Raw genomic sequence first — 25,048 nt, forward strand, 5'->3', positions numbered from 1 at the left:
CTATTATAAACTCATATAAAGGGAGAGATATATGATGTCTTTAAAAATTGGTTTTGTCGGTACGGGCTCTTTTACTCGTTTTCACTGTAATTTGCTCGCGAAGATGGAAGATGTGGAAGTCACAGCATTCTGTGGAACAAGCTTGGATAAGGCGGAGAAGGCTGCATCAGGTTGGAACGAAGCCAAGGGCTATGATTCAATCACAAGTATGTTGGACGCCCAAGCCTTGGATGCTGTTTACATTTGCGTACCGCCTATGGCTCATGGTGAAACCGAATATGCTTTGATTGAACGTGGCATTCCCTTTTTTGTTGAGAAACCGCTGGGTTTGGATATCGAGCTTCCTACAGACATATTGTACAAAATAAACGCTCAAAAGCTGATTACATCCGTCGGCTACCATTTCCGTTACATGGAATCTACAAAACGTGCAGCAGAGCTGCTTAAGCAAAGAAAAATTGGAATGGCGCTTGGGCAATGGATGGGCAGTATGCCAAAGGTAGGCTGGTGGCGGAAGCAGGATGGTTCAGGCGGTCAATTCATCGAGCAGACCTCGCATATTGTTGATTTGATGCGTTATTTAATGGGCGATGTTGAAGAAGTATACGCAGCTTATGCCAATCGTGTTATGCATGAGGTAGAGGAAGGGGTAACGGTTCCCGATGTAGGAACAGTCACAGTCAAAATGGCTAGTGGGGCTATTGCAACGATATCGAATACTTGCATTTTACCAGGCGATGGACCGATAGGATTTCAAATATACACAGATCAAGGATTGCTGGAAATTACTAAGGATAGCATAAGAGAATTTGGTAAATCCTTTGTAATTGAGCACAAAAATATCAATAATCCGTATGTTCGCGAGCACGAAGCATTTCTTCACGCTGTTAGAACGGGAGACAGCTCTCGTATACTATCGCCTTATGCAGATTCAGTGAAAACGCAGGCAGTCACTTACGCAGCTATTCGCTCCGCGGCAGCTGGTGCGCCGATTCGTATCAGTAACTAATAAGTATATGCATGGGCTGAATTGCGTCAGAGCCGTATCGTGGGGCGATCTAGAATTAGCATTAATGAGAGGATGATATAGCTATGTCATCAGCAACACCGGGAGTGGCGGGATTACTCCGTAACCGGTTTGTGCAAGCAATTTTATTATCGGGGCTTTTCTTGCAGATTGGGATATGGGTACGGAACTTTGCCATACTGCTGTTTGTAATGGATAAGACGAATGGAGATCCATTCGCAGTTTCAATGATTTCAGTGGCGGAATTTGCGCCGATTTTTATTTTTTCCTTTATTGGAGGCACGTTCGCAGACCGATGGAGACCTAAAAGAACTATGGTGTGGTGTGATCTCCTTAGTGCTGTATCGATATTAGCTGTGCTCCTGACATTGTCGTTCGGCACATGGAAAGCCGTATTTTTTGCAACATTGGTTTCGGCTATTTTGTCGCAGTTTTCCCAGCCATCAGGCATGCGGTTGTTTAAAATTCACGTTCCAGGGGAGCTGATGCAGCTAGGAATGTCGTTGTATCAAACGATGTTTGCTATCTTTATGGTTCTTGGTCCAATAATGGGAACGTTCGTGTACCAACGATATGGAATTGAAGTTGCGATAGGCATCATGGGTGTCGCCTTCATTCTTTCTGCAGCTGTGTTGATGCTTTTGCCTCCTGATAAAGAACTCGAGGAAACGAATAAGACGACTACGCTGTCCCAGGAAATGGCGGCAGGGTTCCGCTATGTGCTATCGAAAAAAGCTCTAACAACGCTTGGCGGTTGCTTTATGGTGGCTGGGCTGGCACTTGGGTTGATTCAGCCGCTGGGTGTCTTTCTGGTTACAGAACGATTGAGCTTGCCCAAGGAATATATTCAATGGCTAATGATGGCCAACGGTTTGGCAATGATAGCAGGCGGTGGCTTAACGATGGGCTTAACTAAAAAGTTAGCTCCGCAAACACTATTGGCCTTCGGTATGGTGGTTAGCGCAGTCAGTATGATCGTGACGGGTTTATCCACTTCATTGTGGCTGACTTTGGGCGCTCAGTTTTTAGGCGGATTTGTTCTTCCCGCGATTCAGATTGGTATTAATACGATGATTTTGCAAAATACAGAGGAAGCTTTTGTCGGCCGGGTTAACGGAATTCTAAGTCCGCTATTCATGGGGGCGATGGTGCTAACGATGAGTATGGCCGGCTGGCTGAAAGGGGTATTCAACATTGTTATCATGTATGAAACCGCTGCGGTCTTGTTCATCATTGGAGCACTGCTGATGATTCCGCTCTTCCGAATGAGCGGGATTCGGCCGGAGCTGGAGCCGTAAGGAAAAAACAGCTTTCTTCGTAACATAGACCGTCGTTCTGCGTATCCGATTAGGATATAGGGATAGTGGAATAGGAAGGCAGCTTTACCTTGGCATGTTTTGACTCTTATAGTAAGGGAAGTTTTTTTGATGAGTTCTGTGAAAGAAGTGGCGGAAAGAGCGGGTGTTTCACCTGCGACGGTTTCCCGGGTCATTAATAATGATCCTACTGTGAAACCGGAAACACGTAGGAAGGTGCAGCAAATTATTGAGCTGATTAACTATAAGCCGAACCAGTTTGCCAAAAATCTCCGGAAGCAGGCAAGCAAAATTATCGTCATGGTTCTTCCTACGATGAATAATCCGTTTTTTGCCGGTATCGCTAGAGGTGCTCAAGCGGCCACTTATAAAAACGGTTATCATATCATTACAGGAACAACGGAGTTTAATAAATGGCAGCTGGATGCTTATATTAATTTGCTGAGAACGAATCTGGCCGACGGTATCATTTTCGTTTCGCTGCATGCAAGCAAGGATGTTTTAGGTGATGTATTTAATAAATACCCGGTTGTATTATGCAATGAGTATTTTGAGGATCTGGAAGTTCCCTGTGTGACCATTGATAACCATAAAGCTGGCTATGATGCGGCACGAGAGCTCACCAGCAGAGGGAAAAAGAACATCGCTTATGTCACCGGGACAAGAAAATCCAGCTCAGGTGCAGGGCGTTTAAACGGATACAAGCAAGCGTTAAGCGAAGCTGGGATCGACTATAATCCTCATCTTGTTGTGAAAGCGAAAAGTGTGCTGGAGCAAATTAAAGATGCTATTAACGGAATTAAGGAAAAGGGACTGGAGATTGACGCTATATTGACAAATTCGGATCTACAGGCTTCCTACATTCTGAAGGGAATAAAGGATAGGACCATATTTTTACCTCCGGATATAAGTCTGATTAGTTTCGACGGGACATTTGTATCCGAAATTACGAATCCTAGTTTGACGACAGTTGCACAGCCCATGTATGAATTAGGTTATAAATCTGTGGAAATGCTGATTCAGAAATTGCAAAACAAAAACCATATTCAGGAGAATGTAGTGCATCTCCCGCATCAGTTAATTATTAGAGAAACATGAGGATAAGATATCAGTATTCGGTGCTGCCCTTACATGGCTGTTTTACGCCTTGAAGGGTGGCATTTATTTTGATCAAGGCATTTTCACAAAAAAACATTGATATATTAAATAATATATAATATATTTATAACGTATAAATAAAAATGAAATCGATTTCATGACGTTTCATTCGGTTCACATGATCAACAAAGAGAAAACAAGTTGGAAGGCAGGTGAACAGGTGGGATGGAAGCGTTTTACAGAAAATGAACTTATTGTAATTTTTACTCTAGAGGCAGTGCGGATGCCCTTTTCCAACCCGAAGAGTATACATAGTACTTAACAACACCCGCCTGTGTCTATAAATGTTCAAACTGAACGCTTTGAGATGTAATTTTATGTATTTCTACTACTTATCTGAGGTGAAAATAATGAAAATGATAAATTTCCGCAAAATATTCGTTCCTGCACTTGCACTATCTTTAATGATGACGAGCCTAAGTGTAGTCTCCAATCCCCAAAAAAGTTATGCGGCTGAATCGACGACGATTCCTTTACTCATTACAGAAATTGTACCGAATTCAAACGGTAATGCTCAATACAGCTTTATAGAGGTTTACAATGCATCCGATAAAGAAATCGATCTGGCCAATTACAGTATTTATTACTACTACGATACGGCAAACATTTGGAATGAGAAAAAAGCTAACGTTTGGCCAATCATTAAAGATTCATTCAGCAATAGCAGCATCATCAGGCCGCAAGAAGTTAAAGTGATCTGGGTCAAAAAAGAAAAGTCACATAACGCTCCACTGGATGAATTCAAAAAAAACTATGGAAAAGCAGCAGATGATTTAACGGAAGCACAGACGCTAGTTCTAAAAAACCCTAAAACGGATGGCTTGAATAAAACTAAACTGAGAGCCGTTGGAATCGTCGATTCAAAGGGCAATAGGGTTGTGGGAGCAATTTATAACGATGGAGAAAGTATCGATGTAGAAGATAATGAAAGTATCGTCTACTCTTACCCAAGCAGTATCGGGAATACGATGAACAAGATGTCAACACACGAAAAAGCGACACCCGGCACACTGCTTCCCAGTCAGAGTTCAGTTAAAAAAGAAACGAAGCCTAATCCGGTCGTTATTCCGAAAGTACCCTCTAATTCCGGATCTGCAGTGGAGTCAACCATTACCTTCAGCGACATGAAAACACATTGGGCCAAGTCAGATGTTGAGCTGTTGGCGTCCAAAAAAATTGTCACGGGCGTCGATAATCACAACTTTGCACCTGATGGAACGATTACCCGGATTCAATTTCTGGCTATGCTTGTCAGAGGACTAGGGTGGGAAGAGGGGAGAACGGAGCAGGCATCTGAAGCGCCTCAACTATTTAAAGATGTGAAGTCTTCGGATTGGTTTGCTAAGACCGCGGTCACCGCTTCCAAGGAAGGTCTGATCAGCGTCTCCAGCGATGGTTTGCTTAAACCAAATGAAAATATTAACCGTGAAGAAATGGCCGTAATTATTTCCAAAGCATTAAAAAGTGTCAGCGGAGCAGCATCAACGGACACCGGCACGGCAGTAACCTTCAGTGACCAGAACGCTATTCGCGCTCAGTCGGCAGTAGCTGAAGTGGTACGTGCGGGAATTATGCAGGGAATGACAGAAACCGAGTTTGCTCCGGAAGCCAATACGACCAGGGCGCAGGCGGTAGTAGTGATTAAACGGCTGTTGCAGTACATGAAAGTGTTATAATTAACCAGAACTATACGGGAGGGTAATGCCGTTGAAATTCAGCAAACTGTTTAATCTAGTTATTGTTTTTGCTTTACTGCTTGCGAGCTTTCAGTTTACAACAGCACCAACAACAGCCCATGCCGCGCAGGCACCATCATTGATTATCACTGAGGTAGTACCGAACTCAGGAGACAGCGGAAGCAATTATTCCTATACTGAAATTTATAACGCCTCGGACGAGGAAATCGATCTGACAGGCTACTCGATTAAATACTTTTTCGGTACGATAGCTAACTTTAACAAATATCCCGGCTCAGATGTGTATTTTACGGATGCAACTAAAATTAATACATGGCCAATCGTCATGGATACCTCGAGCACCGACATCAAGATCAAGCCTAAACAAACAAAGGTCATCTGGGTAAAAAAGCAAAACGGTAAAGGCTGGAATACGCCGTTAAGCGAATTCCAAAAAAACTACGGTTTGGCCGAAGGTGAATTGACTGGAGCCCAAATGCTCGCCCTGAACAATACGGGGACAGACGGCTTTAGCGGAACCAGCTTCCGATCGGTCGGTGTCGCAGACCCTTCCGGCAAACTCATCAGCGTAGCGGTGTATAACAAAGGGGCATCAGCGACACTGGACGTCTCAAGCAAGGAAAGCGTCCAGTATACGTACCCGTCGGCTGGCGGTTTTATTTTGACTCAAACGGCTACACATAAGACACCGACACCAGGACGTCTGCCGATAGATGAAGTTCTGAATCCATCAGTGAAGTGGGATCTCCATTCGGCAGACATCAGCTGGACAGAACCTGACCATTTGACTTCCAGTGCGGAGTATAAGTTTGTCAATATTTACAACGCAAACGGTATAAAGGCAGCTGGCCCGATTGCGAAGGGAACGACTACGGCTCGAGTGAACGGATTAAGCAGTGGTACGGATTATACCTTCAATATCAAAACGATGTCGGCCGATGAGGTGTACGAGAGCTTCGGCACGCAGACACCTCCCGGGCGTACGATCCGATTGGATGGATTGCCTCCTGCTCAAGTACCGCAAATTTCGGCTGAGATTGTAGAAGATTCGATCAGGCTGAAATGGGTGGCTAGTTCCGAGGAGGATTTGGCCGGTTACCGTATCAAAGCGTATCATTATGACCGATCAACCAATCAAAACATCCCTCTTTCCGGTCAACCTTATGATTATGAAGCAGCAGCATCAGAAACTTCACTTATAATCAAACATGATTTTATAGGAGGAGAACTATATAAGTTTGCCGTTATGGCATATGACTTAGAGGGGCTTACCTCGGCGCCTTCGGAACTGGGTTCAATCGAATTTGAGAATAAACCGACAGGTCTTAAAGCAGTAGAAGGGAACGGAACTGTTCTTTTATCATGGAATCCGCTGCTTCTTCCACTCTTGGGATATAGGGTTTACGTAAATGATGTCCCTGTTAATAGCGATGCGGTTACAGTCAACGGTTCTGTATACGATTATCAGGTGGCGGGATTGACGAACGGAACGAAATATAAGTTTACGGTAACGGGCGTATTCGATTCCAAAGAAACACTCCCATCAGAGCCGGTGTATGCGACACCAGTCGTACTGGAAAGCATAGATGTCAGCCCTTTATCGTCCAAACTGTGGCTCGGCGGCCTATACAGCCTTTCGGTCACAGCTAACTACTCAGGAGCTTCTCATGTGGATGTGACGAACGCCGCCGCATTTTCAAGCTCGGATGATAAGGTAGTCAAGATTGATGAGATGGGGAGTATTACAGCGTTGACGGTCGGTAAAGCCGTAATTACCATCTTGTATGGTGGTAAAACGGCTGTTGTTCCTGTGGAGGTTGTCATTAAAACTTCTTCTTCGGTTCCTTCGCTGCTTGTCACGGAAGTAGTCCCGAACTCGGGAGACAGCGGAAGCAATTATTCCTATACTGAAATTTATAACGCTTCAGACGAGGAAATCGATCTGACAGGCTACTCGATTAAATACTTTTTCGGTACGATAGCTAACTTTAACAAATATCCGGGCTCCGATGTGTATTTTACAGATGCAAGCAAAATTAATACATGGCCGATCGTCATGGATACCTCGGGCACCGACGCCAAAATCAAGCCTAAACAAACAAAGGTCATCTGGGTAAAAAAGCAAAACGGTAAAGGCTGGAATGCACCGTTAAGCGAATTCAGAAACAACTATGGTTTGGCCGAAGGTGAATTGAATGGAGTCCAAATGCTCGCCTTGAACAATGCCGGTACAGATGGTTTTAACGGCACCTCCTTCAGATCGGTTGGTATCGCAGATCCTTCCGGTAAACTCATTAGTGTAGCGGTGTATAATAAAGGGGCTTCCGCGACACTGGACGTATTAAACAAGGAAAGCATCCAGTATACATATCCGACAGACGGCGGCTTCATTATGACCCAAACAGGGACGCATATGAAACCAACGCCAGGCCGATTGCCGATTGCTGAAGTTGTGAATCCCAAAGCAAGATGGGGGAAGACAACGGCACTTATCAGCTGGACGGAGGCAGGCCCCCTAACAGCAGCTGAGGAATATCAATATGTCAATATTTACGATCAGAACGGGAATCTCATGGAGGGGAAGATACCGAAGGGCAATACAGCGGTCAGATTTAACGGGTTAAGTGAAAATAAGGAGTATCAGTTCCTGATCAAGACCATGACAGCGGATCAAGTATACGAGAGTATGGGTGTGGCGACTCCACCTGGACGTGAAATCGTGATTGACGGATCACCACCGTCCAAGCCGCAACAAGTATCCGTGCAAAATGAGGGTGATGCCATCAGGTTATCTTGGGCATCTAATTCAGAGCCGGATATGGCCAATTACCGTGTAAAAGTATATCATTTCGATCGCAGCTCAAACCTGAATAAACCGATTTCTAACCTTGAGTTCGATTATGAAGTGAATGCTTCACAAACTTCAATCATGGTCAATAAAAATTTGATCGTCGGTGAAATTTATAAATTTGCCGTAACAGCTGTTGATTTGGAAGAACTTTCTTCACAAGCTTCCGAATTGGCCACGATTTTGTATGATCCTAAGCCAAATAAACTTAAGGCAACAGTTGGCGATCAAAGTCAGACCGTTTCCCTTAGCTGGGATCCATTGTTAACACCTTTGCTTGGATATAGAGTGTATATGAACGATGTGCCAGTGACGGCTTCCACTTACACGGTAAATAACTCGGTATACGCCTATAAAGTGACAGGATTAACGAATGGATCCACTTATAAATTCACTGTAACAGGTGTGACTTATAATAAAGAAACGACTCCATCCGATCCGGTGTATGCGAAACCTTATTTTCTCGAGGGGATTTCAGTTAACGGACTATCTTCAACAATAAGAACTAACAGCAGCTGGAATGTTTCGGTTACTGCCAATTACTTAGGAATGGACAACGTGGATGTCACATCACAATCCAAGTTTTCGAGCTCCAATGCGAGTATTGCGACCATCGATGCCTTAGGGAAAGTAACGGCGTTAAACGTTGTTGGAGATACGACCATTACCGCAGCGTATGGGGGTAAAACAGCTTCCATGCAAGTTTCGGTAATCAGATCATCCAATCATTCAAGCGGTAGCAGTGGTGGAGGCGGAAGTGCATCAGGCGGAAGTACCGCCAATACGTCCCCTAACATAACTGCTGAGAAACCGGCTTCTGTAGAATATATTACACGTAAAGAAACTAGCTCTTCTGGTAACCCTATGGCCATCCTTGATGTGAATGGAAGTCAGTTAAAAGAGGCGTTTACATGGTTGGATGCACAAAATCATACGATAACGATTTCTTACAGCGGTAGTGAAGCTGCGGTAAAGATGACAGTTCCTGCCGCCATATGGATGGATGGGTTGACCCGTAAGCCCAATGCTGCAATGATACTGAAAACAAATCAGGTTACGTATGAGCTGCCGCTTCGCGCCCTTAATTACCAAGAATTGATGAAGAATCTTGGCGGAAGTATAAGCGATATGAGCATCAGCATTCAAATAGAAAAATTGACGGGCTCATCTGAAGAAAAGAGTCGTGAACTGGTCCAGTCTCATGGAGCAAAATGGCTCGGTACAGCTTATCAATTTACAGTCTGGGTAGAATCCGGCATGGGCAAATTGGAAGTTAATCCATTTGACGGGGTATATGCAGTCCGCACGATTGAGATGGATGGAGAAGCAGATGCGGCTTCAGCGGCCGTGCTGGATTTGTCCAGCGGTCAAATGAAGTTTGTTCCATCCTATTTCGAGAAACGAGACGGTAAAACGATTGTCACGATCAAAAGACAAGGTAACAGTGTTTATGGCATTATACAAGCGACTCGTACATTTGACGATGTACAGGGACATTGGGCTCAAGCCGATATAGAACAGATGGCTTCCAAGCTGCTGTTTGATGGGATTTTTAAAGATACGTTCCATCCGGATCAAGCGATTACACGAGCAGAGTTCGCAGCCATCTTGGTCCGTTCGTTAGGTTTGGTGCCAAATCAAACGACGGGCTTGAAATTCAAGGATGTGAAGAACAGTGACTGGTTTTTCGATTCCGTCCAATTGGCCTCGCAGTCAGGACTAATTGAAGGAGACGATAACCTTCAATTTTATCCTAACGATCAGATTACCCGCCAAGAAATGGCTGTTATGATGTCAAGAGCTCTGCATATGAGTGAAGCTTCACTGGCTCAGGTCACATCGAACTCGTTCAGAGATAACATCAACATCAGCGATTGGGCACTAAAATCGGTGGATGAAATGGTTAGTACAGGTATTATACAAGGAATGGATGACAACCGGTTCGCCCCAGTTGCCAATGCGACCCGTGCGCAAACAATTACCATGACGAAGCGATTGCTGCAATATTTACAATTTATTAATTAAATATGGGAGAAAGTGTGGGACCCAAACATGATAAGACGACATCCCCGCCTCTTACAAATCATCCTTAGTATTCTAACTATCGCGTGCGTCCTGCAGCCTATGCAGCAGGCGTCCATGGAAGATAGCGATGGACAAAATGATGATAGCGGGAAGGAAAACCATATGAGATTGATGACGTACAATTTGCGGTTTTTGAATGACAAGGATGAGCAAACCTGGAAAAGTCGTCTGCCTTTGATAGTTGAGATGATACAACAGTTAAGACCGGACGTTTTCGGTACGCAGGAAGGTGTGCTCAAGCAGCATAATGATCTGTCTGCGGCACTTCCTGAATACGATAAAATCGGCGGTCGTAGTAAGAAAGATAATTTTGATGAAGTTACAACTATATATTACAACAAAACTCGGGTTTCCCCACTGGAAAACGGACAATTCTGGTTGTCGGATACACCCAATGTGGAGGGTTCAAGAACATGGGGGAATCGGGTTCGAAGATTGGCTACATGGGTCAAATTTCAGGACATGAAAACGAAGCAGCCATTTTATTTCCTCAATACGCATTTAGATCATGAGTCGGAAGAGGCAAGACACAAAGGGGCTCAACTGATAGCTTATAAGGTGCAACAGTTCGAGCAGGGAGTGCCTGTATTTGTAACAGCGGATTTCAATGATGATGTCGGTAGTGAAACCTATAAATTATTCAAAAATGCGGGTTTTCTGGATTCCATGATTACATCCAAAACTCGAATAGGAGAAAACCTCGGTACGTTCAACGGGTTCAATAAAGCAACCGGCAGTGGTATGGCGAAGCGAATTGACTGGATTTTGTATCAAGGTGATGTATCGGTAGAACATCTGGAGATCAACGATTTTGCTAAAAACGGGAAATATCCAAGTGATCATTTTCCTGTAATTGCGGATGTGAAGCAGAGGAAGGAAATCTCGGTTAGACAGGATTCAAACAGCTCAGATGACCGTGCAGATCAGGTACCACCGCTGTTGATTACCGAGATCGTACCCAAATCATCCAGTGGGCAGCAGTACGGATATATCGAGATGTATAACGCATCGGAGCAAGATATTGACTTATCAGATTATAAAATTCACTATTATAGCGACCCGAGTAAAGCGGGAACAAGTGATGAAGGTACAGTGAATAAGTGGGATATCACAAAGGATGTATTCAGCGAGACCAGTGTGATCAAGGCGAAAGAAGTGAAGGTCGTTTGGTTGAAAAAAGAGATCAGACACGATGCGCCCCTAGACGAATTTATAAGCAACTATAGTTTGGAGCAAAGTTCGCTGACCGGAGACCAGATGCTTGTGCTAAAAACCCCGGGTACAGAGGGAATGAATGGTAACCTGCGCAGAGCTGTTGCTGTTGTCGGTCCACAGGGGGATATCATCAGTTTGGCCGAGTATAACGATAAAGGATTGAATGTTACCCAAAATGATAGTATTATCTATACGTTTCCGAAGAATGGGAGCAACAAGATGGTAACGTTGGACGTATTTCAAACACCAACGCCTGGTACCCTGCAGCAAGGTCAAGTTCCTAGTGTAACTGATGGGAGCAACAAAGACACCGAATGAATTTCTTTTTAGTAATGTTAGATCATCAAATGCAACTTTGCAAAGGAGTAGACGCAATGAATTTCAGAAAAGGTGAAAATAAGCGGGGTAAAGCAGGGCAAATCATGCTTCGTACCGTATTGGGTATCTCGGTTTTGTGCATGGTCGCCGGTTGTAATAAAACAACAGATCCAGCAGCAGTAGCAGATAACACTGCAAGAGAAGAACAGCATAATCCGGTAACGATCAGCGTTGGTATCAAATCGACTGGATATTTAAGTGATGAAGAATTTGACCGCTATTTTGTGCAACCGGTGAAAAAGAAGCATCCATGGATTACACTGTCTCGGGTAACTTATACGAACAATTCGTTGGCAGGTTTGGTGACGGCTGAGCAAACGCCGGATATTATCATATCGAACAATGTGAACGGGATGCCTCAGTTAGAGGATCTGAAATTGTTGGAATCCATTGAAGGTTTAATTAAAAAGCATAAGTTGGATGTCTCCACAATTGAGCCGGAAGCTTTAGAGGCGATTAAATCAGCATCGCAGAAAGCAGAGCTTGTGGCTCTCCCATACTCTAGAAACTTTGGGGCGCTGTACTATAATAAAGATATTTTCGACCGCTTTGGCGTTCCTTATCCGAAGGATGGTATGACTTGGGCTGAAGTAGCAGAACTTGCTAAGCTCGTGACCCGTAACGAGAACGGTGTCACGTACCGGGGCCTTGAACCTAACGTGCCTGAAAGACTGGCCTCGCAATTGTCTCTTCCTTTAGTAGATACAAAGACGGAAAAAACGGTAATTAACTCTGACCAATGGAAAAAAGTATTAAGTCAGGTGGTGGATATTTACCGTATTCCTGGCAATAGCCAAATTACAACGAAAAGCAAAGGCGACGATTTGTTCACCAAAGGGACGCTAGCTATGATTGCTGAAATTAATATTATTTTTGATGCGGGACTGGATAAATTAAAGGATCTGAACTGGGACATCGTGTCGTTTCCGACTTGGCCTGAGGCGCCTGGCGTAGGCATAGGACCGGATGAGCATTTGATGGTATTGACAACAACAAGCAAAAACAAAGATGATGCTTTTCGTGTGATGGCAGCCGTGCTTTCAAATGAAGTGCAGTTGGATCTTTCCAAAAACGGCAGATTCAGCGTACTGAAAGATGAAGGAGTCAAGAAAGCATTCGGTTCGAATATGGACTTTATGAAAACGAGAAACATTCAGGCGGTTTACAAAACGAGCCTGGCGAAGCCTTACCAGCCTACGCTTTATGATACTGCAGTAATTAATGTTATCTCCAAGGAAATGACGAATATGGTCACTTCAGGCAAGGATATTAACTCCGCGCTTAGAGATGCGGAAGAAATGATTGATAAAAATATACAATCAGCGAAAAGCAAATGATATGGAACGTGTAGTGGCATCCTCAAATGCTTTGTCTGATGTAATGTATTTATTTAATAGGATAGGAAGAGGATGAAACATGCTAAGTATTACAAACCAAAAGATAGCCGGCATGAAACCGGTCTGGGCTCCATTCCGGGGAGTTTCCCTTTTGTTTGACAATCCGGGAAACAGTATTCAACCATTGGGCTCTTACGATCTATTAGAGGTTATTTGCTGCAGGCCATCAGATCCGGAACTTGCTTTTTATCACAATCTCAATAAAGCAGGATTGGATCAGTTCATTAAAACGTACTTTTTTTGTCCGCTGCCTTTTCATTCCTACCATGTAACGGTTTGGGATGGATTGAATAATGGCAATTTGAATAAAATAGCGCGACCGGACCGTTTCGATGCAGAGGATATGTTAGCGAATCTGCATGAAACATTTTCAGCTTCTGAGCGCAATCGTTTTCTGTGCACTGAGCAAGGAGTTTCACTTGATCTTCCGATGGAAGGTCCCATCACATTTGCTTTCAAAGAAGTGGAAAAACGTGGGAATAGCGCGGTAGTCGTCAATCTAAAGCCTGCCGATCCCATATCAGAACAACGCCTGAAACAGGTTGAACAACAGAGAACCATGTTGATTGAAGAGTACAAACGACGTTATGGTTTATATACGACTTCTACCGCTTTCCGTCCTCATGTATCCATCGGATATTTTGCCAACAAGGAATATGCGGAGCTAAGTGATGCGGCTATAGCCAGACTAAATGAAACACTGGCCAAATCGACTCAAGGCTTAACGGTCACGTTTGCCAGTATGAGCTTGTATGGTATGAGTGATATGGAAACCTTTTTTCGGCCAGTGAAGCGTTAATTGGGTTCTATTTATTTCAGGTACGCATAACAAATAAGAAACAGTCTAACTTCGGTCTGAAGTTTAGACTGTTTTTTGTGCGTCATTATTATGAAACGGAGCATGTTTAATGTGAAACTACGAAACTATCGTTTGCTTCCTCTTCTACAACGACAACGAACTTCTCTCTGCTCATTGCCAAAGCAGCAGTCAACGCGAGTACAGCAGGGATAATTCCCAAGGCAAATGTCGTCACGATGGAAGACGAGAGGCTTTCTGTGATCTGGCTGAGTACTTGCTCTGGAATTTGGCTGCGAGTTACCGGATCCAGTAGAGCATGCGGGTCATTAAAGTCTAATCCTTGAGGTAATGCGAGTTGACCGCTGCTGGTGAAAGAATCTGTCAGATGCCGTGTTAATGAGTGGCTTTGTATAATGCCAAATAGGGTAATGCTGATCGTCATGCCGAGCGATCGAAGAAAGTTTAGTGTAGAGCTTGCCGCGCCTCTCTGATTTGCTGAAACTGAGTGTATGGCTGCATTGCTCAGTACAGAGAACGAAGCGCCGATTCCCAAACCGACTAGAATCATATAAGTCGTGATAAGAAGTCGGGATGAACTGGGTGTTAATGTGGTTAGAAGTGCAATTCCTGCCACAAGCATGATGAGAGTGGCAATCAGGATGGCACGATACGAATATTTGGAAATCAAGAAACCTCCGGCAGTAGCAGTAACGACAGTGCCCAGCATCATTGGAAGCAATACAAGACCTGAGTTCGTTGCGCTTCCGCCAAGAACGCCCTGAATGTAGATTGGAATATACACAGATGCCAGAATGAATGCGGCCCCACTTAACATGGCAATTGAATTGCTTGCTGCGTAGAGGCGGCTTCGGAACATACGAAACGAAATGATAGGCTCTTCTGCTTTTGTCTCCGCATAGATAAACCCGACAGCGAGCAGTGCAAATCCAGTGAATAAGCTGATGATAGTAGTGGAGCCCCAGGCATATGTCTTACCGCCAAGTTCCAATGCGAACATGAGGCAGACGATGGCGCCAACCAACGTTAAAGCACCAGCCCAGTCGATTCGCTGCTTAGCGTGTTGGTGCGACTCTTTATAGAAAGAGGCGATCATTAAGAAGGCGATAAGCCCTAAAGGCAAATTGATGTAAAATATCCATTCCCATTGAATATAGTCAGTAATGTAAGCACCAAGCAGGGGACCGAATATGCTGGACATGCCAAACACAGCGCCGAACATTCCCATCAGCTTGCCCCTGCTCTCGGGTTTGACCACATCGAACATGATCGTGAATGCAATCGGTACAAGAGCACCCCCGCCAATTCCTTGAATAGCGCGGTAAATACTCAACTGAACAATCGAGGTAGCTGTTCCACATAATGCAGATCCTAGCATGAATACGATAATACCGAAGACGAAAAAGCGCTTGCGTCCATACATATCGGACAATTTGCCGAAGATGGGCATTCCTGCCATTTCTGCAACCATATAAGCAGAAGTTACCCATACGAATTTGTCGAGCCCTCCAAGATCCCCAATAATGGAGCCCATAGCTGTAGCCACGATCGTATTATCCATCGAAGCCATAAGAATCGAAAGCAGAAGTCCTGCTAAGACCATTCCAGTTTGATTACTTGTTTTTATCATGTTTTCATTTCCCTTCTTCAATGTATAAACTGATTATAAAGAAAGAACCCTGACAAGAGTCTGTCAGGGTTTAAATAGGAATATAAAAAAAGCTATCCCAAAGTAGATACATCTACATGAGGGGTAGCTTGTTTGATTTAAGATTATTTCTTACACAAATGAAGTCTGATTCATCTTACTCTTGGCAAGCTTCAGGTAGCCTTGTACGTTAAGCATTTCGCTGTCGTCTACAAAACGAAGCTTGATCGGACCGGCAGCGTCAATAATATAAGGTTTAAGTGCTGCTGCGCCTCCGCCAATAACGTAGAAGCATTGAATGTCAGGATGCTTCTTCCAACGTTTTTTGATTAGATCGACGATTTTGGATGCAGCTCTGTTGAAGTACATATCGATGACGGGCTTTATGGTGGATTGACCTTCGCCCATACGGCGTATATTGAAGTCGTTGCGTTTGATCCGTTGGACTAGCTTGGCGCGGCTTGGGAATCGGTAGCCATATTGATCCTCCACGTCCCGGATAATGTTATCCAAGTATGTAGCGAGTCCTATTTGCTCTCCTGTGCTGAATTGGTTATCGATGCTCATTTTGTTCACAACCGGAAAGTCAGTTGTTAAAGCACCCATTTCGCAAATGCCGATGCAGCCGTTGTACAGCTCCTCATCTTTTACTTGCAGGCTGTCATGGGTCGCCATATGGAACAAAGCCGCAGCACCCTCAATGGACACAATCGCCCGACGAATGGATACTTTGACCTTGCGGTTGCGCATATTCGGTGTTGATAGGAAGGTCACTTCATGCTCGCCTACCAAGCGGTCCTCAAATGTTTTGTTGTAGTAAGAATAGGTGCGGACCGGAAGTCCGGTTCCGATTACATACTCCGCTTCTTCTGTATTGTTATAGCCGGTATTCGTAACGGATTGACTGACGATGGCCGCATAAGCTAACGCGGTTAAAGCAACAATCAAGGATTGATCCGAGACGGCCTTGTTATCCGTCTCTTCCAGCTCCACACTATCCTCATTTTCCATGGCCAGCAAACCAACGAAATACCGTTGATTATTTCTGGATAGTCTCGGACTGTGGACAACAACATCGAGTGCTTTAAGGGGAGAATCCTCTTCTTGCAAAATATGTCGTTCAAATCCGGGTGCTACAATATTTGGGACCGTTAATGGATCACGAACACCATCCAACACTACTTTAATACTGTCATTACCGATATCAATTCCCGCTAATTTCATCTATAAATGCCCTCCTGTCAATTCCACCTGCTTATTTAGTACTAAATTCGCTCCCTGTGATTGAAATCCCTTCGTACTTTAGAACCATTTTCAGGGGGTGGCTGTCTGCTGAGAAGGTTTTTTTGTCTAATGTGACGAATAATATCATATTCTAGCGAGGATTGTAAATTTGTGCCAATTAGAAAGGGCGGAAATGAAATTGAAATGGGGCAAAAAGCGTTATACATTCGTTATTATTCCTGATGCTAACAGCTCTGTTCGTCGTTTCGAGGTGCCCAAGCTGATCCCTTACATCGCCGGTGCAGGTTTATTAAGTTTAGTTATCGTAACCTTGTTTCTGTACGTTCTTCATGCACGAACGGTAATGGTTGCGAGTAATTTGCAGACGCGTGTATACAGTCAGGATACCTTATACGCAACAACGGTTCAAGAGAAGAATGAAACGATCGAGCAGCTGCAGAACGAGGTTATCAAGCTGTCCAAGCAAACGTCGGATATGAAGTCTCAAATTGATGATATTCGTAAGCTGGAGGAAGAAGTGCAGACCATTAAAGGATCTGACAAAAAGACAGCCTCGGCTGATCCGGCATCTACGGGGAAGGCAATGGGAGGGGTTATGCATCCAGCGACTCAAGACGAGGTTAAGGACATGCTGGAGCAGACCAGAACAATGCTGACTGATATGAATGAAGAAGTGGATAATCTGAAAAATAGTATTGTTAACACTAAAGAGGAAGCATTGGCTGTTCAACAGAAGCAGAGAGTCACGCCTTCTATTTGGCCTGTAGACAGCCGGACCATAACCTCTGGCTTCGGACTGAGGCAGGATCCTTTTACATTTCGCCCTACCTATCATAGTGGATACGATATTAGTGCGCCGCTAAATTCAAAGGTTAAAGTTACAGCAGATGGTGTCGTTCAGTCTACAGGAAGCGACTCGCTCCATGGCAACAATATTGTTGTAAGCCACTCTGACGGACTGCGGACCTGGTACATGCATCTGAATAAGATTAATGTGGACAAAGGTGAAAAGGTAGAAAAAGGTCAGGTTATCGGCCTTGTCGGTTCTACTGGCAGAAGCACGGGCAATCATTTGCATTACGAAGTGTTGAAAAACGGCGTAAGTATTGATCCGAAGCCGTATTTAAAATAGTGTGAAAGAAGGTTGCTTTATGTTTAAAGGGAAGAAACATGCGGTAAACTTCACCGATACGCTTATTGGCGAAGGTACTGTATTTGAGGGCAAAATCAAGTCGGAAGCGAGTATTCGTATTGAGGGACAAATCATCGGGGATGTAGATTGTGCGGGTGATGTTACCATAGGAGAGCTTGGAGTCGTCAAATCGAACATTAAAGCTAGAGATGTTATTCTAGCAGGTACCGTGAATGGGAATGTGCTATGCAAAGGCAAGCTGACTATTCGTTCAACAGGCAAGCTGTTTGGAAATACTACGGCGCAGTCGCTTATAATCGATGAAGGCGGTAAGTTTCAAGGGACGAGCAAAATGGAAAGCGAAACTTCCCAGCCTGAAACTCAGGATAAAGCTGAGCAGCAGGGAAATCAATATCAACCTGTCACGACATCACCCACTTGGCAATGATTCGTGGATATAATTAACTCACTGGCACGTACTAGAACAACCCTAAGTACGTGCCTTTTTTATGATTTGCAGCAGGAAATTGAATTGATTTTGTAGAATATCAAAGATTAATGGGTTCGTGTTTAGAAGAAGTCTGTTACAAAATCTATGTTCTTATGACATAAGTTTACTTTCCTGTATTATTGAAACCCTAATAATTATCAATGACAACTAATGACAGTAATGGGGGTTGAATAATGGATGTAAATGAAGGCAACTTTTACTCGTTATCACTTGTAATTTTATCCATTGCAATCGCTATTTCTTCGTCTTATGTATCACTGGATTTATCCCACAAATCACGCCTTACATCGAACAGAAGGATTCAGTACTTGTTCTTGATTTTCAGCTCCTTTTCATTGGGAATTGGGATTTGGTCCATGCATTTTGTAGGGATGCTGGCGTTTCATACACATTTTCCAGTTTCCTATAATCTATTGCTTACTTGTGTTTCTTTTGTCATTCCGATCCTTTCTTCGTTTATTGCCTTCAGGCTTGCCAGCAGTTTGAAAACGTACCGTTTTATTTTTGCATGTTTTTGCATGGGGGCGGGTATTAGCTCTATGCACTATATTGGAATGGCGGCGTTAGAAAGCCCGTATGAAATTAAGTATGAACCCATACTGTTTGCACTATCCATTCTAATTTCTATCGGGGTCTCGTTCCTATCAATGTTCCGAATGTTTCAGGTTAAGAATAATTTCCTTGATGTGTGGGGTAAATTAGCCAATGCACTTCTACTAGGAACAGCGATCTCAGGCATGCATTATACGGGAATGAATGCTTTTCACTTTACCTTGGGCGAAAATCATTTCTCCCCTGTAAATTCGTTGTACGTCCAGTTAACGAGCTACGTTATGGAAGCAACAAGCTTATCTTACTTCGTGTGCTTAGCTTTATTTTTACTAGTTGGATGTGTGTGTTTCGGCGTTTATATTGATAGAAGGCTGGCTTATGAGGCCGTAAGCAAAAATGAGCTTTATTTCCAATCGCTTTTTGAACATAGCCCGGATATTGTATGCTCAATCGATCTTCAAGGGAGAATTATTTCCGCGAATAAAGCGACTGAAAAGATACTCGGTTATTCAAAAGAAGAGCTCAGAGACCGAGCGTATACAGATTTCATCGTGCCTGAGGAAGTGGAAAAGTTCGATCTGAAGTTTGAGAATGTAAACCATGACGTACCGAAAAATTATGAGATCCATTCCATGCATAAGCAAGGTCATATTATTGAGCTCGGTATTACAACCATTCCGATCATTCTTAAGGAAAAAGTTATTGGTGTGTTCGTTGTATGCAAGGATATAACAGAACGCAAACGTAACGAGGAGCGGCTGAGGAGGGCAGAAAAGTTTAACATGGCTGGTCAGCTTGCTGCTGGAATTGCCCATGAGGTCCGAAATCCATTAACTACAGTACGGGGTATGACCCAATTGATAAAGGAAGGCACCTCTAAACAGATCTACTTCGATCTTATGCTCAGTGAAATGGGACAGATCGATTCTATTCTGTCGGAATTTCTTTTACTGGCAAACTCAGTTGAATTTAGAGCATACAACCTGCATGAGCTCCTAACAAATATTGTAATGAAATTGGAAGCTCAAGCGATCCAGAGTAACATCCATATCTTGGTTGAATACGAAACGGATACACCATGGATTTTTTGTGATGAGAATAAAATAAGGCATGTCTTTAGTCACGTGTTGATAAATGCAATAGAATCTATGGAAGATGGGGGGGATATTAACGTACAAATTTGCTTTACAAACAATGACAAGGTTCAGATTCGATTCACTGACCAAGGCATTGGGATTCCTGATGAGTGGCAGAGTAAACTAGGCGAGCCCTTTTACAGCACTAAGGATAAGGGGACAGGAATCGGCTTAATGATAAGCTATCAGATAGTCCAAGAGCATAACGGTGAAATTCATATATACAAAGCCGGTAGAAGGGGCACTGTGGTAGATATTACATTGCCTGTTATAACATAGGCGATGCAGGAGCCTGGTTTAAATTCTATAGGACTTTTTAACGATTTGCTTGTATACTCACTCTACTAGAACAGTTACAATAGTACTTAGCATCGGCGTATTTCATTTGTAGCGGAGGAGGAGTTTGATGCTAGGAAAGTTTCAAATCAACAGAAGAAGTGTCTTGCTAACCTGGCTTCTATCCTACCTCGCTGTTCTGCTGTTGCCTGTAGTCATGAGTGTAATCGTATACATTAAATCCAGTGAGACCTTGGGGAATGAAATACACCAGGCTAATGAGTCGCTGTTGAAGCAAGTTCGCGAGGTTATGGACAATCAATTCGATACTATGGAGCGGTTAAATTTTGAGTTAACCTGGAATATGAGAGTGCGGCAGCTGTTTTCGAATAAATATCAGATTTATCCTAATGAATATTTGTATGACTTGCATCAGATCACACAAGATCTCCTAATGTACAAAACATCTTATTCTCTAATTGATTTGTTCTATATCTATCTGTCAGGCCCGAACAAGGTTCTGTTACCCGATATATATAGGGATGCTCCATTTGCCTACGAATTGATGCATAAGACGAGTTCGTTTTCATACGACCAATGGATCAATATTCTTAATCAAAAGGACAAAAAGGGCTTTATTCCAATGGTTCGTGTGGATGAAAGCGGCAAACAAAGGAAGACGGTAGCTTATATTAGCTCTTACCGTATAGAGTCTGGCGAAACCGAAGGAACTAATGTTATCATGATCGATCAGTCTCGTATTCTCCGTTCCATTGAGAATATGGAGCTGTTCAATAAAGGGCATGTGCTAATCTTGAACGGTGCTAACCAGCTTCTTGTATCAAGCTCAGGTGAAAGCGAACGGCTGCTGCTCGATTTTCCATTTGATAAAGAAATGTCGGGGTCCAACGTTTTTTTCTGGGAAAAGGACGGACAAAACTACGAGATCACCTATATACAATCCGAACGATCTAAGCTGAAGTATTTGTCCATCATTCCTAGCCAGCTGTTCTGGGAGAAGGCAGAGCAGGTCCGTAAGCTTACTTATATGAGTATTATAATAAGCTTGCTCGGCGGCGGGCTGTTAACCTACTTTTTTCTGAGGAAAAATTACAATCCTGTTCGCCAGCTGGTACGGGCATTCTCTGATAAAGCGGATGTGCTTCGAAAACCGGGGTCTAATGAATTCAGTTTTATTCAACAAGCGGTCGATCACACCTTAGTGGAATTAGCTAAAAGCATGTCTGAACGAAAAAAACAGCATCATGTATTGCGATCGAATTTTGTAGGACGATTATTAAAGGGGAAATTGGATCAAATTCCTGTAGATGAATCCTTGGCAACCTTTAACATGCGGTTCATTACGGATGATTTTGCTGTCATTCTGCTGTATCTTCAAGAGAACAGTTCTTTCAAGGAAAGGATTCAGCAGATAGGCTCCACAGATCCCCAGAAGCTAATGCAGTTTATTATCACCAATGTCATAGAAGAATTAGCTTTACAGCATCACCAAGGCTTTGTAACGGAAATTGAAGAGACGCTGGTCTGCTTAATTAACTTCTCACCGGGGGCTAATGAGACACGCATGCAGCAATTGGTATCTATCGCCCGCGAAGCGCAAACGTTCTTGATGACGAAATACCATATCGGATTAACGCTTTCCATCAGTGGCATACACAGCGGCCTGCCAGGGATTTCTCAAGCCTATTTGGAAGCGCTCGACGCCATGGAATATAAGCTGGTTATGGGGAGTAAAGAGATTTTATCCTATGATGAAATTCATCTGAGCTCGGCGGCGGAAGATTCAGATACAGGCTACTACTATCCACTGCAGGTTGAGCAGCAATTAATCAATTACGTCAAAATTGGCGATTTTACTATGGCCCGTCAGACGTTGGATGAGATCATCGAACGCAATTTTAACCGAACGTTCATGTCGGTACCTATTGCTCGCTGCTTAATGCTAAATTTGGTCAGCACGATGATCAAAACCATTAGTGAGCTTGGGGATATTCAAGACAGTGTCTTGATTCGGAATCCGAGACGAATCGAGAAGTGGATTGAACAAATAACGAACAGTGAAACAATCCAAGAGATGCAAGTGCAGATGACCGAGTTTTTAGGGAATGTATGCGAATATACATCTAACAAACGTCAGCAAAATATTCAACAATCTCGGCAGCGAACGCTGGATGATAGGATTCATCAAATTATTGAATACATCAATACTAACTATAAGGATCCGAATCTGAATATCTCCATGATAGGTAGCCATTTTGACATGAAGCCAGCCTATTTGTCCAAGCTGTTCAAAGATCATACAGGTGAAGGCTTGCTTGATTCGATTAATAAGACCAGGCTTGAAAGAGCCAAACATTTAATAACGGATCGTAAAAAGAATATAAGTGATGTCGCTGCAGATGTGGGATTCAATGACGTTAACGCATTTATTCGTACATTTAAGAAATATGAAGGGATTACTCCTGGGAAATACAAGGAAATGAAAGACGAATGAGCTGCCTTTGGGCGGCTTTTTTTGTTAAAAATCCGTGTTTTTTATATGTTTTGTGTATTTTGCATATTGAATTGTATATTTTGAATAGTCAGAAAACTGTTTTGGAGATGAGATTGGCAATAATTATGATTACATATTTGGAAGCGCTATCATATACTTTAGTTATGAGAAATGTCTCATACGAATATGCGATAAGAATCCAATTCGGGTAAGCCGAAATTCAAGGAGGTCTTTCATTTATGAAGAGAAAGAAGAAAATCGCTTCTACAATTGTTATGACAACTGTAATGAGTACTATGGTAATGGCTTGTTCAACACCAGCACCGGCGCCCGCCAATAACACCAAGACACCTGCTACAACGCCTGCACCTGCAACAGGGACTGCAACCACATATCCGATGAAAACGGACAAAACCTTAACTTATTGGATGGAGTTAACCGGAAACTTAACCGGTGTGAAATCATCTCATGCTGATACTCCTTTCTTCCAGGAATGGCAGAAAAAAACCGGCGTACCATTGAAATTCATTGCTCCACCTACGAACCAAGCGAAGGAAGCCCTTAACGTTATGCTTGCTTCTGGTGATCTGCCAGACATGATTGAGTTTAACTTTTTCAAGGATTTCCCAGGGGGACCGGAAAAAGCGATTAAAGACGGTTACATTCTGAAGCTCAATGATTTGATCGATAAAAATGCGCCAAACTTGAAAAAATATTTAAAGGACCATCCGGATATCGACAAGATGGTGAAAACCGATAACGGCAGCTACTATTCCTTCCCATTCATTCGTGGTGATGATTTACTTATGGTTTACCAAGGCCCGATCGTTCGTCAAGATTGGCTTGACGAGCTCGGATTACCGTTGCCGCAAACAATCGATGATTGGACAGCTATGCTTAAGGCCTTCAAAGAGAAGAAAGGTGCAACAGCTCCCTTCACTGCAAGCAGCAAGCCGCGTGTATTCAATGAATTTAACAGCGGACATTTTATGGGTGCCTATGGGGTTACACGTGATTTCTATAGAGAAGACGGTACGATTAAATTCGGCCCGGCTGAAAAGGGATATAAAGAATGGCTTGCACTATTCCGCGGTTGGTATGAGCAAGGATTACTAGATAAAAACATCGCAACTGTCGATACGAAGGCTTTTGATGCCAACATTGCATCGGGCGCATCGGGCGCTACTGTTGCCAATACGGGAGGCGGTATCGGTAAATGGCAGCCGCTGCTTACAGAGAAGGATCCTAAGGCGAAGCTGGTTGCGGCTCCTCAGCCGGTTTTGAAGAAAGGCGATACGCCTAAGTTCGGTCAAAGAGACCTGCCATTTTCAATAAATGGAGGAATGGTAGCGGTCACAGCAACCTCCAAAAATGCGGAATTAGCTGTTAAGCTGCTGGATTATGGCTATAGCGAAGAAGGCAATAAGTACTTTAACTTCGGTACTGAAGGCGTTAGCTATAAGATGGAGAATGGCGTTCCTAAATACACAGATCTCTTAATGAAGAATCCGGATAAATTGGCGCCAGCACAGACTCTTTCAATGTATACTCGTGCTAACTACAGCGGACCGTTCGTTCAAGACAAAGGCTATATTACACAATATTTGGCACTCCAATCGCAAAAAGATGCTCTTCCAATCTGGTCGAAGACCGATATGGCGAAATATCAAATGCCGCCGGTTACACCGACGCCTGAAGAAAGCTCTGAGTTCGCTAAAATTATGACGGATGTGAATACATTGGTAGACGAAATGACTTTAAAAATCATTTTGGGCGCCGAGCCGTTAGATTCCTTTGAGAAATATGTGGATAAACTGAAATCAGTTAAGATTGACCGGGCTATTGAAATTCAAAAAGCAGCTTTGGATCGTTACAACAAACGTTAATCTTTCATGCTAACCGCGGGGAGGGCCGGGAAGCCCTCCCTTATTTTAAGAGAAGAATTCGTATGTATAGAGACAATTATTTTGAGGAAGGAGGGGTATGAGATGGCCAAAACGGTACAATTATCGGCAACCAGATCTGCAGCTAATGCTAAACCAACCTTTATGAGGCGATTTATCCGAGACTTTCTGTTAAACAAATATTTATATGT

The 25,048-nt window shown here is 43.4% G+C and carries 15 protein-coding genes; 13 read left to right on the forward strand and 2 right to left on the reverse strand.

The annotated features are described in order from the left end of the window. Positions 1–34: 34 nt before the first annotated feature. The 8 genes from GC093_RS25470 to GC093_RS25505 all read left to right on the forward strand — a co-directional run bounded on the left by GC093_RS25470 (position 35) and on the right by GC093_RS25505 (position 13,920). Positions 35–1,009 carry a Gfo/Idh/MocA family protein gene (locus tag GC093_RS25470; RefSeq protein WP_171654730.1) on the forward strand — a complete coding sequence of 325 codons (975 nt, stop codon included), beginning with the start codon at positions 35–37 and terminating at the stop codon, positions 1,007–1,009. Positions 1,010–1,092: 83 nt separating this feature from the next. Beyond that, complete coding sequence (locus GC093_RS25475) at positions 1,093–2,325, forward strand: MFS transporter (RefSeq protein ID WP_171654731.1); 1,233 nt, start codon at positions 1,093–1,095, stop codon at positions 2,323–2,325. A 129-nt stretch (positions 2,326–2,454) separates the two neighbouring features. After that, on the forward strand, positions 2,455–3,441 hold the full coding sequence (locus GC093_RS25480; protein WP_171654732.1) for a LacI family DNA-binding transcriptional regulator: 987 nt from the start codon (positions 2,455–2,457) through the stop codon (positions 3,439–3,441). 410 nt (positions 3,442–3,851) lie between these two features. Beyond that, positions 3,852–5,177: an S-layer homology domain-containing protein gene (locus tag GC093_RS25485; protein WP_171654733.1), complete on the forward strand. Its 1,326-nt coding sequence runs from the start codon at positions 3,852–3,854 to the stop codon at positions 5,175–5,177. Between the two features lie 31 nt (positions 5,178–5,208). Then, the gene (locus GC093_RS25490) at positions 5,209–10,071 is read left to right on the forward strand and encodes a fibronectin type III domain-containing protein (protein WP_171654734.1); all 4,863 of its coding nucleotides are present in this window, start codon (positions 5,209–5,211) and stop codon (positions 10,069–10,071) included. Positions 10,072–10,098: 27 nt separating this feature from the next. After that, positions 10,099–11,664 (forward strand): endonuclease/exonuclease/phosphatase family protein, encoded by a 1,566-nt coding sequence (locus GC093_RS25495; protein ID WP_171654735.1) that lies wholly within the window; start codon positions 10,099–10,101, stop codon positions 11,662–11,664. A 56-nt stretch (positions 11,665–11,720) separates the two neighbouring features. After that, positions 11,721–13,061, forward strand: a complete 1,341-nt coding sequence (locus tag GC093_RS25500) for an ABC transporter substrate-binding protein (RefSeq protein WP_171654736.1) — start codon at positions 11,721–11,723, stop codon at positions 13,059–13,061. Positions 13,062–13,140: 79 nt separating this feature from the next. After that, positions 13,141–13,920: a hypothetical protein gene (locus GC093_RS25505; RefSeq protein ID WP_171654737.1), complete on the forward strand. Its 780-nt coding sequence runs from the start codon at positions 13,141–13,143 to the stop codon at positions 13,918–13,920. A gap of 106 nt (positions 13,921–14,026) precedes the next feature. Here the strand turns inward: GC093_RS25505 and GC093_RS25510 are convergent, their stop codons facing one another. Both GC093_RS25510 and GC093_RS25515 read right to left on the reverse strand, forming a co-directional pair. Then, on the reverse strand, positions 14,027–15,568 hold the full coding sequence (locus GC093_RS25510; protein WP_171654738.1) for an MDR family MFS transporter: 1,542 nt from the start codon (positions 15,566–15,568) through the stop codon (positions 14,027–14,029). Between the two features lie 150 nt (positions 15,569–15,718). Then, positions 15,719–16,810 (reverse strand): ParM/StbA family protein, encoded by a 1,092-nt coding sequence (locus GC093_RS25515; protein ID WP_171654739.1) that lies wholly within the window; start codon positions 16,808–16,810, stop codon positions 15,719–15,721. A 193-nt stretch (positions 16,811–17,003) separates the two neighbouring features. Here GC093_RS25515 and GC093_RS25520 point away from each other — a divergent pair, with 193 nt between their 5' ends. From GC093_RS25520 to GC093_RS25540, 5 genes are all read left to right on the forward strand, one after another. Beyond that, positions 17,004–17,963, forward strand: coding sequence for a M23 family metallopeptidase (locus GC093_RS25520; RefSeq protein ID WP_171654740.1), 960 nt, complete (start codon positions 17,004–17,006; stop codon positions 17,961–17,963). A gap of 19 nt (positions 17,964–17,982) precedes the next feature. Then, complete coding sequence (locus tag GC093_RS25525) at positions 17,983–18,411, forward strand: bactofilin family protein (RefSeq protein WP_171654741.1); 429 nt, start codon at positions 17,983–17,985, stop codon at positions 18,409–18,411. 236 nt (positions 18,412–18,647) lie between these two features. Next, on the forward strand, positions 18,648–20,441 hold the full coding sequence (locus GC093_RS25530) for an MHYT domain-containing protein (protein ID WP_171654742.1): 1,794 nt from the start codon (positions 18,648–18,650) through the stop codon (positions 20,439–20,441). Positions 20,442–20,568: 127 nt separating this feature from the next. Continuing rightward, positions 20,569–22,953 (forward strand): helix-turn-helix domain-containing protein, encoded by a 2,385-nt coding sequence (locus GC093_RS25535; protein WP_171654743.1) that lies wholly within the window; start codon positions 20,569–20,571, stop codon positions 22,951–22,953. 239 nt (positions 22,954–23,192) lie between these two features. Continuing rightward, entirely contained in the window at positions 23,193–24,839 is a 1,647-nt protein-coding gene (locus GC093_RS25540) for an extracellular solute-binding protein (RefSeq protein WP_171654744.1), read from the forward strand. Positions 24,840–25,048 lie beyond the last annotated feature (209 nt).

The organism is Paenibacillus foliorum (genome assembly GCF_013141765.1).
In the GTDB taxonomy this organism is placed as follows: domain Bacteria; phylum Bacillota; class Bacilli; order Paenibacillales; family NBRC-103111; genus Paenibacillus_S; species Paenibacillus_S foliorum.